Here is a 12992-nt window from a genome sequence, read left to right as displayed (position 1 = left end):
CCAAGATGACACTCGAAGGAGATCGCAGCGAAAAGGCTGCCATCGCGGTCGAGGCCCGTTACAGGGCCATTGTCGATACGGCGGTTGACGCGATCGTGGTCATCGACGAACTCGGCGGCATCGAGGCCTTCAATCCCGCGGCCGAGCGACTGTTCGGCTATGCCGCCGCCGAGATCATCGGACGCAATGTGCGCGTGCTGATGCCTGAGCCCGACCATGCCGCCCACGACGGCTATCTGGGCCGCTATCGCGAAACCGGCGAGCGCCGGATCATCGGCATCGGCCGCGAGGTCCTGGGCCTGCGCAGCGACGGCGCGACCTTCCCCCTGGAGCTGTCGATCGCGGAATGGCGCGACGGCGGCACACGCTATTTCACCGGCGTGATGCGCGATGTCACCGAGCGCAAGCGCGCCGAGGAACTGCAGCGCCTGCTGCTCAACGAGCTGAACCACAGGGTCAAGAACACCCTGGCCACGGTGCAGTCGGTGGCCGGCCAGACCCTGCGCAACGCCTCCGACCTGCTGGATGCGCGGGAGTCCCTGACCACCCGGCTGCTGGCCCTGGCGCGGGCCCACGATATCCTGACCCACGAAAGCTGGGACGGCGCGGATCTGACCGACGTCGTGGCCTCGCTGATCCAGTCGCATGGCGACGAAGCGCGCTTCAGGGTCACCGGGCCTTCGGTTCGGCTGCCGCCGAAGGTGGCTCTGTCGCTGTCGATGGCCCTGCACGAACTGATGACCAACGCCACCAAGTACGGGGCGCTGTCCATTGAGCCGGGACGCATTGTCCTGTCCTGGGCGCAGACCACCGACGCTGATGACGGACGCCTGAACCTCCGCTGGGAAGAAATCGATGGCCCTACGATCTCCACACCGAGCCGCCAGGGTTTCGGCAGTCGCCTTATCACCGGGGGCCTGGCGCGGGAGTTGGGCGGGGATGTCCGTCTCGACTATCCGCCGAGCGGCGTCGTCTGCACGATCAGCGCCAACCTTCCAAAGCCGGGTGAGCCCGGACGATTCATCCGCGGCGCGGCCTGAAGCCCTTCGGGTTTTGGTGGTCGAGGACGAACTGTTCGTTTCCATGCTGGTCGAAGACCTGCTGGGCGACCTGGGCTGCGCCGTCGTCGGTCCGGCGATGTCGGCCGCCGAGGCGGTGATCGCCGCGCGGACCGAGACCATCGATTTCGCCCTGCTGGACGTCAATCTGGACGGAGACACCTCATTCGCCGCCGCCGAGATCCTGCGCGAGCGGGGCGTGCTCTTCGCCTTCGTGACGGGCTATGGCGAGCAGGGCGTCAGAGCCGATCTGCGGGATGCGCCGATCCTCTCCAAACCGATAGATCCCCGGCATCTGGCCAGAGTCATAGGCGGGCTCTCGCGGTCCTGAGGGCCGCGCGAGCGTCAGAGCGCTTGAGCTTTGCCGTCGGCTGTTGTGTATCACGATGGAAACACTTCTCCGCCGGAGCCTCGACTTGCGCCGTCCCGTATTCGCCGCCCTCGCCGCCCTGGCCGTCGCCGTCCCGCTGGCCGGCTGCGCCTATAACGCCGATCTGGGGCGTGACCAGCTGCTGATCGTCAACGATTCCGGCCTGGCCTCGGCCGGGGAGAAGGCCTGGGCCAACACCCTGCGCACCGGCAACCTGTCCAGCGAACCGCGCAAGAACGCCCGCGTGCAGGCGGTGGGCCAGCGGGTGGTGACGGCGGCCGGGCTGAACAACCGGCCGTGGGACTATGCGGTGCTGATCGACGAGGCTCCCAACGCCTTCGTGCTGCCCGGCGGCCATGTGGGGGTGACCACCGGCCTGCTCGACCTGGTGGACAATGACGACCAGTTGGCCGCCGTGATCGGCCACGAGGCCGGCCACGTCGTCGCCCAGCACGCCGCCGAGCGTTATTCCCAGACCATGACCTCCAAGCTGCTGCTGGGCGTGGCCGGAGCGGCGGTCGGTTCGTCGTCGGACATCGGCCGGGGCCTGAGCGAATATGGCGGCGACGCCAGCCAGTACCTGTTCCTGCTGCCGTTCTCGCGCAAGCACGAGCTGGAGGCCGACCGCCTGGGCGTCGATTACATGCAGCGCGCCGGCTATGACCCCCGCCAGGCGGTGGTGCTGTGGCGCAAGATGCAGGCCCAGGGCGGCGGCGGAAAGCCGGAACTCGCCTCCACCCACCCTTCGGACGCCACGCGCATCGCCGGGCTGGAGGCCTACCTCTCCAGCAAGGGCTGGTAGCGCGGCGAGGCCGAGCGGCGTTTCAGGCCTCTAAGACGGTTTGACGCGGCACGCCAGCGACCCTGAAAAATGGGTCAAGGCGCGATAGCATCTTGAATATCGCTGTTCTTTGAGTCCACCCTTGCTCAGGCGAAGTTGTCGGTGGACTCAACCATGAAAAGCATCGCTATCCTCCACGGCTGGAGCGACAAGGGCGAGTCCTTCCGACCATTGCGCCAGTTTCTGGCCGCCAACGGCTTTTCGACGCAGGACGTTTTCCTGGGCAACTACATCTCCATGGACGACGACGTTCGGGTGGAGGATGTGGCCAAGCGCATGGACGTGGTGATCCAGGGTCTGTTGCGCGACGGAAAGCTCAGCAAGCCCTTCGACCTCATCGTCCACTCCACCGGCGCGCTCGTTGCGCGACAATGGATGGTCAATCTGCACAAGGCCGGCGTCAAACCGCCGGTCCGCCGTCTGGTCATGCTGGCGCCGGCCAATTTCGGCTCCAAACTCGCCGCGGTGGGCAAGAGCATGATCGGCCGGATCACCAAGGGGCTGAGCAACCGCCTGGAGACCGGGGAGGCGATGCTTCGAGCTCTGGAATTGGCCTCGCCCTATCAATGGACGCTGTCGCGGCAGGATCTTCTGGCGGCGCCGGGTGAGACCGATCTCAGCGGGCCGTTCGGACCGGACGGCGTCTGGCCCTTCGTGATCATCGGCACGCGGGCCTACGATTCCGGGCTTCAGCAGATCGTCAACGAAAATGGCTCGGACGGCACGGTTCGGGTCTGCGCCGGCGATTTGAACGCCGTGGGCCTGACCTTCGATTTCAGCCTCGACAGCGCGGCGCCGGTGGTCACGCCCTGGCGCAGCCGCCTTGCAGCGCCGACGCCCCTGGCGGTGTTGCCCGAGCGCGACCATGGCGAAATCACCCATCCCGAGCAGGATGGCGACGCCATGCCCCCCTACGCCAACCGGCTGCGTCAGCTGATCCTGCAAGCCCTGAACTGCGCGTCGGCCACGGACTACGCGACAATCGCCACAGAATGGCAGGCGATTAGCGACCAGACCGCGGACCTGGCCACCAACACCGCGCAGATCGACACGGTTTTTGGCCATCTGGATCGCCCCGATCCCAAGCACTTCCATCGCTATCTGCAGCTGAACGTGATGGTGCGGGACGATTACGGAAATCTGGTGGGGGACTATTTCCTGGAATTTGGCGAGCCCAGCGCTCGCAACGGCAAGGGGGTGATCACCTTCCACCGTGACGTGCTGGAGTCGGTGCACACCAATTCGATCCATCCGGCCTATCGCAACCTGTACATCGACCATACCGATCTGCTGGAGATCTTCTACGACAAGGCCAATGTGCTGGCCGTCAGCCTGTCGGCGGCGCCTCTGGGCCGCAACATCAAGTACTTCGACTCCAGGACCGACAAGGCCAAGGGCGAGATCAAGCTTCACGCCAAGGATATCGCTGTCCGTGAAGACCTTGATGCGCGGCTGTTCCGGAACCGCACGCACTTCATTGAGGTGATCATTCCGCGTCGGCCGATCGACAAGGTGTTCTCGTTCCTGCCTCCGGATCCATGACGCGAGGCGGCGGCGCGGCGGGGGAACCTGGACCGGGCCGGCTTTGAAGACGCCAGGATCGCCGGGCGGGCCCGGTCTCGTCGGAAGGATGAACATGCAGGTTTTCGCCAAGCCCTACTGGACCGACACGGGCGTCGATGTGACGGCGGGCGATGTCCTGCGCTTCGCCGCTTCAGGAACCTGGAAGGACGCCTTCATCGACAGCGGTCCTGCGGGCTATGAGCGGCCCTGGATGAACCCCGCCCGCCGCTGGCGCCGCGTGCGGGACGCCGGCTGGTTCGCCCTTTGCGGCGCCTTGGACCAGGATGACGCCCAGGCGTTCGCCATCGGCGCAGCTTCCGAGCGTGTGTTCACGACCGGCGGACGACTGTTTGTCTTCGCCAATGACGCCCGAGGATTCTACTGGAACAACAAAGGCAGTCTTCAGCTACAAATCGAGCGGGTCGCCTCCGCAGGCTAAAGCATCGTGCGGCCCATGGCGCCGTTACGGCCGCCGCCCCTTGTGTGTCCAAATCGCCACACCTACATCCCCAGTCACCACGCGTTGTGCTTGATCAAGGCGACGCGACGAGATCCGCCTAGTTTGGGGACATCATGAACATCGACCTGTATTCCGACCGCGCCAAGACCGCCGTCCAGTCGGCCCAGAGCCTGGCCCTGGCCCGTGGCCACCAGCAGTTCGCGCCCGAGCACCTGCTCAAGGTGCTGCTGGAAGAGAAGGACGGCCTGAGCCGCGCCCTGATCCAGAGCGCCGGCGGCCGGCCCGACGCCGTGGACGCCGCCACCGAGGCCCTGCTGACCAAGACCGCCCGCGTCGATGGGGCCGGCGGCCAGCTCTATATGAAGCCCGACACCGCCCGGGTGTTCGCCGAGGCCGAAAAGGGCGCCAAGGCGGCCGGCGACGCCTTTGTCACTACCGAGCGCCTGCTGATCGCCATCGCCAAGGAAGGCGCCGACGCCGCCAAGGTCCTCAAGGACGCGGGGGCCTCGCCCAAGGCCCTGGAAGACGCGGCCAACGCCATCCGCAAGGGCCGCACCGCCGACAGCGCCAATGCCGAGGAAGGCTATGAGGCCCTCAAGCGCTACGCCCGCGACCTGACCGCCGCCGCCCGCGACGGCAAGATCGACCCGGTGATCGGCCGCGACGAAGAGATCCGCCGCACCATCCAGGTGCTCTCGCGCCGCACCAAGAACAACCCCGTGCTGATCGGCGAACCCGGCGTCGGCAAGACCGCCATCGTCGAAGGCCTGGCCCAGCGCATCGTCAATGGCGACGTGCCCGAGAGCCTGAAGGACAAGAAGCTCTATTCCCTGGACATGGGCAGCCTGATCGCCGGCGCGAAATATCGCGGCGAGTTCGAGGAGCGCCTGAAGGCGGTGCTGGGCGAGGTCACGGCCGCCGAGGGCTCGATCATCCTGTTCATCGACGAGATGCACACCCTGGTCGGGGCCGGCAAGAGCGAGGGGGCGATGGACGCCTCCAATCTGCTCAAGCCCGCCCTGGCGCGCGGCGAGCTGCACTGCGTCGGCGCCACCACGCTGGAGGAGTACCGCAAGCACGTCGAGAAGGACGCCGCCCTGGCCCGTCGCTTCCAGCCGGTGTTCGTCAGCGAGCCGACGGTGGAGGACACCATCTCGATCCTGCGCGGCCTGAAGGAGAAGTACGAGGTCCACCACGGGGTGCGCATCAGCGATAGCGCCATCGTCGCCGCCGCCACGCTCTCCAACCGCTACATCGCCGACCGCTTCCTGCCCGACAAGGCCATCGACCTGATCGACGAGGCCTCCAGCCGCGTGCGCATGGCGATCGACTCCAAGCCCGAGGAGCTGGACGAGATCGACCGGCGCCTGGTGCAGCTGAAGATCGAGCGCGAGGCCCTGTCCAAGGAAACCGACCCCGCCTCCCGGCAGCGTCTGGAAAAACTGGAAGACGAGATCGACGACCTGCAGGGTCAGTCCGACGCCATGACCGCCCGCTGGAAGGCGGAAAAGGACAAGGTCGGCGGCGCGGCCCAGACCCGCGAGGCCCTCGACCGTCTGCGCGCCGACCTGGCCGCCGCCCAGCGCGCCGGCGACTTCGCCCGCGCCGGTCAGATCCAGTACGGCGAGATCCCGGCCCTGGAACGCCGTCTGGAGCAGGACGAGTCGCACGAGGGCGAGGTGCAGAAGTCGCTCACTCCCGAGGTGGTCGACGCCGAGCAGATCGCCGCCGTGGTCAGCCGCTGGACCGGGGTGCCGGTCGAGAAGATGCTGGAAGGCGAGCGCGAAAAGCTGCTGCAGATGGAAACCGCCCTGCGCAGCCGCGTGGTCGGCCAGGACGAGGCCCTGGAAGCGGTGTCGGACGCCGTCCGGCGGGCAAGGGCCGGTCTGCAGGATCCGTCCAAGCCGATCGGCAGCTTCCTGTTCCTCGGTCCTACCGGGGTCGGCAAGACCGAGCTGACCAAGGCCCTGGCCGAGTTCATGTTCGCCGACGAGGCGGCCATCACCCGGCTGGACATGAGCGAATACATGGAAAAGCACTCGGTCAGCCGCATGATCGGGGCGCCCCCCGGCTATGTCGGCTATGACGAGGGCGGGGCCCTGACCGAGGCCGTGCGCCGCCGGCCCTATCAGGTGCTGCTGTTCGACGAGGTGGAGAAAGCCCACCCGGACGTCTTCAACGTGCTGCTGCAGGTGCTGGACGACGGTCGCCTGACCGACGGCCAGGGCCGCACGGTCGACTTCCGCAACACCCTGATCATCATGACCAGCAATCTCGGCTCCGAATTCCTGGCCAACCAGGAAGACGGCGAGGATGTCGAGGCCGTGCGGCCGATGGTGATGAACACGGTGCGCGGCCACTTCCGCCCCGAATTCCTCAACCGGATCGACGAGATCATCCTGTTCAAGCGGCTGGACCGAGCCAACATGACCGACATCGTCCGCATCCAGCTGCAGCGGGTGGAAAAGATGCTGGCCGACCGCCGCATGAGCCTGGCCCTCGACGCCGAGGCCCTCACCTGGCTGGGCGACAAGGGCTATGACCCGGTCTACGGGGCGCGGCCGCTGAAGCGGGTGATCCAGAAGGAACTGATCGACCCCATCGCCCGGCGTCTGCTGGCCGGCGAACTGGAAGACGGCGGCGTGATCGCCGTCGGCGTCAAGGACGGCCAGCTGGCCTTCGGCCGGGCTGTTCTGCAGTAGGGTTGAGGCCCCCTCTCCCTCGCGCGCGCGCGGGAGAGGGGGGGCTAGCCGTAGTCTGTAGCTTTCGCTCTGTTCCTGTTGCAATCGGCACTCCGGGATGACTAGCTCGTCATGGTCTAGCTTCCGGGGAGGGGATGCATGGCGCGGCGCCGTAGTAGTCAAGGCGGTGGAATTCTCATAGTCGTTGGCTTGGTCGTGGCGGCGGTGGCCTTTCTCGGTCCTTTTGCTATTGCCGGCTGGTCTATATTCAGTGAGATCCGCGCGCGGCGCTTCGGCGGTGTGTCCAAGGCCGCAGATCTGATCAGCAGCAGAGAACGTGCGAGGGTGACGGCTTACGAGGCCGAGTTGGCAGGTCTCCAACGGTCTCACTCCGATCTTTATGCAGAGGGGGAGGCTGATGGCCTGTTGCGGCGGGTCGATAACAAGCGTTTCGACGCCCGCAACTTGAAGGGCCGCAACCTCAATACCGCTTTGGATCAGATTGAGGCTCAGTACAGCCAGATCTCGGCCACTCTTGATACGCTCAAAGGAGACCTAGAAGCCCGGATAAACGCCTGGCTTGCCATTCACGCTGGCTTGGTCGCGGCGCGGGTTGCGCTTATCGCATTCATCGCCGTGTTCGTTTTTATCTTTGTAGATCAGGCCCCGCAGGCTGCGGAGGGTTTTAGCCTCTCGCGGCTGATGTTCGGGATTGAGGGCGACAATGCCGCGCGTATCGCGGCCAGTTTGGGGGCGACAATCGCAGCAGGTATTGTCGGGTGGGTCGGTGGTGCAATCGCCCGAAAATCAATCGCCGCCTAAGGCTCGGTCCAAAAGACGGCGGCCGTCGTCAATTCTCGGATTTTCAGGAGCGTGGGGCGACAGATGTGTTGCTGAAAGTCCGGTACCCGGCAGGCCCACCGTCAGCCTGGTGTTCTTATGACCCAGCGTTGCCCTTAGGCCGCGAACGCCCATGCTCATCGAAACGCCGCTCTTGCTGAAGTTGAGCCACACATTTGGCAGTATGCGTATGCGTCTAAAGAACCGCCAGTGCATAGGAATTCTCCCGCGTTGCACTTTTAGATCATAGCCGAGAAAGTTGTGCTACCCATTGTCCAGCTTGCGGGGTCCGGGCAAGTTTATCTCCTGAACGCGGGGGTATCTTGAAGAGCTACTACGATATTCTAGGCGTAACGCCAGAGGCCGAAGATATCGCGATTGAGGGGGTCTATCGTGCGCTCCTCAAGCGCTATCACCCTGATGTCTATAAGGGCGACGTTGCGACGGCCAATGCCCGGACAGCGAAGATCAATGAAGCCTATGCTGTCCTGCGTGACCCAGAATCTCGTGCTCGTTACGATGAGTCGATATTTTCTGCCGACCGAGAATCTGAAGCGCGCCGACAATATTCTCCTCCGCCTCCACCTCCGCCTCCACCAGCTGGCGAAGGCGGGGCGGGCTCATCGCCCGTAACAGAAGGAACGGTTCAACTTCGTCAAACTCGTCGAGGAGGATGGACTTCCCTCTTTTTCATAGGACTGGCGAGTCTCGTGGTCATTGGCGCTATTGGGTCAATGGGTAAGACGGGAACCAAATCGCCGGCCCCGATACCCCCGACACAGGCCACTCAAGACGACGCGCCAAAGTCGGCGAGAAAAGCCGAAGCGCCGGTTCCAAAAGCCCCGCAGGTCGAGGCGACCTTCAGTCCAAGTTTTGACTGCGCCAAGGCGGACTCCGATGTGCTCGTGACGATCTGCGAGAGTGAGGAGTTGTCAAAGGCGGATGTTGCGTTAGCCGAACGCTATCGAGCCCTCCTCAAGGGGTCTGAAGCTCCGGACGAATTGATCGCCGCGCAACGTGCATGGTTGGAGCGGCGCGACGCCAGCGCCGCAGATTTTGATACGCTCGTGAATCTGTATCGTGACCGCATGGCGGAACTGGGCAGCCAGGAAGATATCGCTCAGCGTCTATATTGAGAATTTCGAGCGGTTTGTGGCAGGCAAGGGCCATCGCTCAGGCTCTGACTTGAGACGGGCGTTCCCTTGGAGCGCCCGTCTCAGCGCCCCTAGCTCTTCGGCTTCAACATCCCGTGCATGCCCAGCCAGCGGACATAGGCGTCGAACCATCCGGTGCTGGTGGTGGTCTTTGGGTACATGCCAAAGCCATGGCCGCCCCGCTCATAGAGATGGAATTCCACCGGGCGCTTGGCGGTGCGCCAGCTGTCGATCAGGCCAAAGCCGCTGTTGGCGAAGAACGGATCGTCGGCCGCCAGGGCCACGAACATCGGTGGGGCGTCGGCCGGCGGGGTGACCGCCGTCAGGGGGCCATAGATCAGGCCGATGAAGGCCGGCTTGGCGTCGTTGTCGGCCAGGGTGGTGGCCAGGGTCAGCATCGCGCCGGCGGAAAAGCCGACCATGCCGATCCGGTCCGGATCGACCTTCCATTCGGCCGACCGCTTGCGGACCAGCGCGAACGCCGCCCGCGAGTCGGCGATCTGCGGCGCCAGGCCCGCCATCGCGGCCTGCGGATCGGGCCGGGGCCTCTGGGCGGTGGCCGAGAACATCTCGCTCATTGACCGTTCGAAGCCGGGCATGTCCGCCGGCGTCGGGTTCAGGCGATATTTCAGCACGAAGGCGGCGACGCCCTTGTCGGCCAGGGCGCGGGCCACGTCCCAGCCTTCGTTCTCCATCGACAGGGTGCGAAAGCCGCCGCCGGGGGCGACGATCACCGCCGCGCCGGTCGCCTTGGCCGGATGGGGCAGGAAGGGCGTCAGGGTGGCGACCGTCACATTGCGGGCGAAGACGCTATTATATTGGCTGTGCCAGGATTCCGCCGCGGTCGCGCCCGGCAGGACGCCGGTATCCAGCGTGATCGCATTGGGCTGCGCCGGGACGGCGATGGGGGTCATCTTGTCATTCTGGGCCTGGGCGCCGCCGGCTGCGGCCAGCGTCAGGGCCATGGCCGCCAGGCTCGCGCGGAGGGACCGCGCAGGGCCTTTGGTCCAGGTTAAATCAGGGCGTCTCATAGGCATTTCTCCCTTTTTACTTTTTTTGGTCTCGATGACGCATGCCGCGACAGAGCTTCATGTCTGACAAATGGTAGCGCTAACAGATCGCTTTGCGCAACAGGGGTTGAAAGCCGAGATCGCTCAACCGGCTCGCTCAAGGTTGTTCCGATACAGGTCGACTGACCCGCGCTCATGCGGTGTGATCGATTGACGGAGAGTTTTGTCTGAGTAATTCTTGAGCCAACAGTGGGAGGATCAGGACAATGGGTTTGGCGGGGATTGCGCTTGCGCTGGCGGCGACGATGCTGGTCGGCGGCCCGTCCGGGGCCCCTGAGGCGAAGGCGGCTGAGCCCGGCGCCAACCCCATTGTGCGCGACAGGTTCACGGCCGACCCCGCGCCCCTGGTCGTTGGGGATCGGCTGTTTCTCTATGTCGGCCACGACGAGGCCCAGCGCGACGAAATGTTCAACATGCGCGAGTGGCTGGTCTATTCGACCACGGACATGAAGACCTGGACGGCCTATCCGCCGATCATGAAGGCGACGGACTTCAAATGGGCCATGAAGGACGCCTGGGCGTCGCAGGCCATTGAGAAGAACGGCAAGTTCTACTTCTACGCCGCTGTCGAGCATGACGCGACGCATCCCGGCAAGGCCATCGGCGTGGCGGTCTCGGACCGGCCGACGGGCCCCTTCGTCGATGCGCGCGGGTCGGCCCTGATCTCCAACGAGATGACGCCCAAGGGCACGCACAGCTGGGAAGACATCGACCCCACGGTGTTCACCGATGACGACGGGACCACCTGGATCGCCTGGGGCAATCGCCAGGCCTATATCGCCAGGCTGAAGCCCAACATGATCGAGCTGGACGGCCCGATCACGGAAATCACGCCGCCGCATTTCGAAGAGGGGCCCTGGCTGCACAAGCGGGGCGACCTGTACTACCTGACCTATGCGTCGCTGGACCGCGCCACCCAGCGCGACGAGCACGTCTCCTACGCCACCGCGCCGGCCATCACCGGGCCGTGGACCTATCGCGGCGAGCTGACCGGGTCGGGCCAATACAGCTTCACCATCCATCCCGGCATCGTCCAGTTCAAAGGCGACTGGTACATTTTCCTGCACAATGCGGCCCTGACGATCGGCGACCAGAACGGCGCCATCGGGCGGCGCGCCGTGACCGTGGAACGCCTCCGCTACAAGCCCGACGGCCTGCTTGAGCCGGTGGCGCAGACGAAGGCCGGCGTGTCGGCGCCGGCGCCCTAGCCGGGCCTCGCTAGAGCCGTCCCCGCCGGCCGCCGCCCGCCTTCAGCCGTTCCAGGGCCGTGCGGGCGATGTCGGCCTGCGAGACGGGCGGGTCGGCGGGGAGGGGGGCTGGCTCCGCAAGGCCCGCTGCGGGCGCGGTTCGGCGCGGCAGGGCCGGGACCATGGCGGCGATCTTGCGGGCCGTGGCGGCGAACTGGCCGCACAGCTTGGCTTTCGCCAGGGCCTTGGCGATCTCGGCCGGGTCCTTGCTGGTCTCGGCGATGCGCCAGGCCGCGTCGAGGGCGGCCATCAGCCTGATCTGGAAGTCATCGCACCATTGGCGCGGATCGGAGGTCTGGGTGCTCATGCCCTTAGGATGCGGCCAGTCTGAGCACCGGGGATAAGTTTGGGTGAGATTTTTATAGAGCGTTGAATTTATGAGGGTTTGATTTTTCGAAAGCGGGGATAGAGCGGGGATGGCGCTGCACAATGTCCGCTCCCAGCCGATGGTCGAGCGTCTGGTTTCGAGCCGTTGCGGGCGTTTGAGAAAGTCTACGCCGGGCCCCTTTTTCATCCGTCTCCCCGGCGAAGGCCGGGGCCCAGATTCAGCCTGAGCGTCTAGGGATGATGCGCCTTCTGACCTGACCAAGCGCAACAAGCGCTCGGGGTTCGATCTGGGCCCCGGCCTTCGCCGGGGAGAACGGGTAAGGGTGACCTCCGCTCCCCACCCCTTGTCCGGCGTTCGAAAGGTCTGCTGTCGGCCGGTGAGGTCCAAGGACTCCGCCGTCGGCGCCCCTGTGGATAACTTTTCCGCTCAGGCGCCGAAGCCCGCGCCGACCAGCAGGCGCGCCACCTCGGCATGGACGCCGTTACGGACATCGTCATGGGGCGAAGACCGATCCAGGAAGGCGGCGATCAGGATCGGTTTGCGCCCCTGGGCCGGCCAGGCGATGCCGATGTCGTTGGTGATGGCCTTGCCGTCATTGCCGGTCTTGTCGCCCACCCGCCAGCCGCGCGGCAGGCCAGCCCGCAGGCGCTTGTCGCCGGTCTGGTTGGCCACCACCCAGTCGGTCAGCTGCGTGCGCGAGGCCTTGGACAGGGCGTCGCCGACCAGCAGGGTCCGCCAGGTTTCCAGGATCGCGGTCGGGCTGGTGGTGTCGCGCGGATCGTCGGGGGCGCCGGTGTTCAGCGCGGGCTCATAGCGGTCGCAGCGGGTGACGGTGTCGCCCAGCGACCGCAGGAACCGGGTCAGGGCCTTGGGGCCGCCCACGGCGTCGAGCAGCAGATTGGCCGCGCCGTTGTCGCTGACGGTGATGGTCGCCTCGCACAGCTGGCCCACCGTCAGACCGTCGCCGACGTGTTTCTCGGTGGTCGGCGAATGACCGACCGGCGCGGTCTTGTCATAGATGATGCGGCGGCCCAGGCTCTCGCGGCCCTGGTCGACGCGGCGCAGCACATGGGCCGCCAGCGGCATCTTGAAGGTGCTGCACATCCGGAACCGCGCGTCGCCCCGGTGAACGAACCGGCGGCCGGTCTCCAGGTCCAGGGCCGCCACGCCCAGCCGCCCCCCGCTGCGCCTTTCCAGCTGGGCCATAGATGCGTTAAGGTCTCTGCCCGGCGCGGCCGCCCAGGCGGGCAGGGCCGGGGCCAGGGTCTGGGCAAGCGCCAGGGTGGTCAAAAGCGTTCTGCGGTTCAGCATCAGGTCCTCCATGGGCCGGAAAATGCTTGGCCGTGACCGCCGCCGCAAACGACGATAGTTTGGCATAGA

Annotated in this window: 13 protein-coding genes; 9 read left to right on the top strand and 4 right to left on the bottom strand. The window is 65.6% G+C overall.

Annotation, left to right across the window (positions count from 1 at the left end):
• Positions 1-5 precede the first annotated feature (5 nt).
• The 7 genes from ACW18B_RS19580 to ACW18B_RS19550 all read left to right on the top strand — a co-directional run bounded on the left by ACW18B_RS19580 (position 6) and on the right by ACW18B_RS19550 (position 7795).
• Positions 6-1040, top strand: a complete 1035-nt coding sequence (locus ACW18B_RS19580) for a sensor histidine kinase (RefSeq protein ID WP_492048668.1) — start codon at positions 6-8, stop codon at positions 1038-1040.
• Positions 1041-1056: 16 nt separating this feature from the next.
• Positions 1057-1389, top strand: coding sequence for a response regulator (locus tag ACW18B_RS19575; RefSeq protein ID WP_492048667.1), 333 nt, complete (start codon positions 1057-1059; stop codon positions 1387-1389).
• Positions 1390-1444: 55 nt separating this feature from the next.
• Complete coding sequence (locus tag ACW18B_RS19570; protein ID WP_492048666.1) at positions 1445-2230, top strand: M48 family metallopeptidase; 786 nt, start codon at positions 1445-1447, stop codon at positions 2228-2230.
• 153 nt (positions 2231-2383) lie between these two features.
• Positions 2384-3811, top strand: coding sequence for an esterase/lipase family protein (locus ACW18B_RS19565; RefSeq protein WP_492048665.1), 1428 nt, complete (start codon positions 2384-2386; stop codon positions 3809-3811).
• A 94-nt stretch (positions 3812-3905) separates the two neighbouring features.
• Positions 3906-4271 (top strand): hypothetical protein, encoded by a 366-nt coding sequence (locus tag ACW18B_RS19560; protein ID WP_492048664.1) that lies wholly within the window; start codon positions 3906-3908, stop codon positions 4269-4271.
• 134 nt (positions 4272-4405) lie between these two features.
• Complete coding sequence (gene clpB, locus ACW18B_RS19555) at positions 4406-6994, top strand: ATP-dependent chaperone ClpB (protein ID WP_492048663.1); 2589 nt, start codon at positions 4406-4408, stop codon at positions 6992-6994.
• 138 nt (positions 6995-7132) lie between these two features.
• Entirely contained in the window at positions 7133-7795 is a 663-nt protein-coding gene (locus ACW18B_RS19550) for a hypothetical protein (RefSeq protein ID WP_492048662.1), read from the top strand.
• Here the strand turns inward: ACW18B_RS19550 and ACW18B_RS19545 are convergent.
• Positions 7781-8029: a DUF4236 domain-containing protein gene (locus ACW18B_RS19545; protein WP_492048661.1), complete on the bottom strand. Its 249-nt coding sequence runs from the start codon at positions 8027-8029 to the stop codon at positions 7781-7783. The two genes, ACW18B_RS19550 and ACW18B_RS19545, sit on opposite strands and share 15 nt — an antisense overlap.
• A gap of 107 nt (positions 8030-8136) precedes the next feature.
• Between ACW18B_RS19545 and ACW18B_RS19540 the strand changes: the two genes are divergently transcribed.
• Positions 8137-8949, top strand: coding sequence for a DnaJ domain-containing protein (locus ACW18B_RS19540; protein ID WP_492048660.1), 813 nt, complete (start codon positions 8137-8139; stop codon positions 8947-8949).
• 89 nt (positions 8950-9038) lie between these two features.
• Here the strand turns inward: ACW18B_RS19540 and ACW18B_RS19535 are convergent, their stop codons facing one another.
• A complete protein-coding gene (locus ACW18B_RS19535; protein WP_492048659.1) occupies positions 9039-9932 on the bottom strand; it encodes an alpha/beta hydrolase in 894 nt (297 codons plus the stop codon).
• Positions 9933-10243: 311 nt separating this feature from the next.
• Here ACW18B_RS19535 and ACW18B_RS19530 point away from each other — a divergent pair, with 311 nt between their 5' ends.
• Positions 10244-11245: a glycoside hydrolase family 43 protein gene (locus tag ACW18B_RS19530; RefSeq protein WP_492048658.1), complete on the top strand. Its 1002-nt coding sequence runs from the start codon at positions 10244-10246 to the stop codon at positions 11243-11245.
• A gap of 10 nt (positions 11246-11255) precedes the next feature.
• Here ACW18B_RS19530 and ACW18B_RS19525 read toward each other — a convergent pair whose 3' ends face one another.
• The gene (locus ACW18B_RS19525; protein ID WP_492048657.1) at positions 11256-11591 is read right to left on the bottom strand and encodes a hypothetical protein; all 336 of its coding nucleotides are present in this window, start codon (positions 11589-11591) and stop codon (positions 11256-11258) included.
• Positions 11592-12038: 447 nt separating this feature from the next.
• Positions 12039-12923 carry a class A beta-lactamase gene (gene bla / locus ACW18B_RS19520; protein WP_492048656.1) on the bottom strand — a complete coding sequence of 295 codons (885 nt, stop codon included), beginning with the start codon at positions 12921-12923 and terminating at the stop codon, positions 12039-12041.
• Between the last annotated feature and the right edge of the window lie 69 nt (positions 12924-12992).

Source organism: Caulobacter sp. FV2ps19 (assembly GCF_058681035.1).
This window is presented reverse-complemented; position numbering and strand designations above follow the sequence as displayed.

Coding starts and splice junctions, on each gene's coding strand:
- ACW18B_RS19580 (WP_492048668.1), top strand. CDS start 6: ATGACACTCGAAGGAGATCGCAGCGAAAAGGCTGCCATCGCGGTCGAG.
- ACW18B_RS19570 (WP_492048666.1), top strand. CDS start 1,445: ATGGAAACACTTCTCCGCCGGAGCCTCGACTTGCGCCGTCCCGTATTC.
- ACW18B_RS19565 (WP_492048665.1), top strand. CDS start 2,384: ATGAAAAGCATCGCTATCCTCCACGGCTGGAGCGACAAGGGCGAGTCC.
- ACW18B_RS19560 (WP_492048664.1), top strand. CDS start 3,906: ATGCAGGTTTTCGCCAAGCCCTACTGGACCGACACGGGCGTCGATGTG.
- clpB (WP_492048663.1), top strand. CDS start 4,406: ATGAACATCGACCTGTATTCCGACCGCGCCAAGACCGCCGTCCAGTCG.
- ACW18B_RS19550 (WP_492048662.1), top strand. CDS start 7,133: ATGGCGCGGCGCCGTAGTAGTCAAGGCGGTGGAATTCTCATAGTCGTT.
- ACW18B_RS19545 (WP_492048661.1), bottom strand. CDS start 8,029: ATGCACTGGCGGTTCTTTAGACGCATACGCATACTGCCAAATGTGTGG.
- ACW18B_RS19535 (WP_492048659.1), bottom strand. CDS start 9,932: ATGGCCCTGACGCTGGCCGCAGCCGGCGGCGCCCAGGCCCAGAATGAC.
- ACW18B_RS19530 (WP_492048658.1), top strand. CDS start 10,244: ATGGGTTTGGCGGGGATTGCGCTTGCGCTGGCGGCGACGATGCTGGTC.
- ACW18B_RS19525 (WP_492048657.1), bottom strand. CDS start 11,591: ATGAGCACCCAGACCTCCGATCCGCGCCAATGGTGCGATGACTTCCAG.
- bla (WP_492048656.1), bottom strand. CDS start 12,923: ATGCTGAACCGCAGAACGCTTTTGACCACCCTGGCGCTTGCCCAGACC.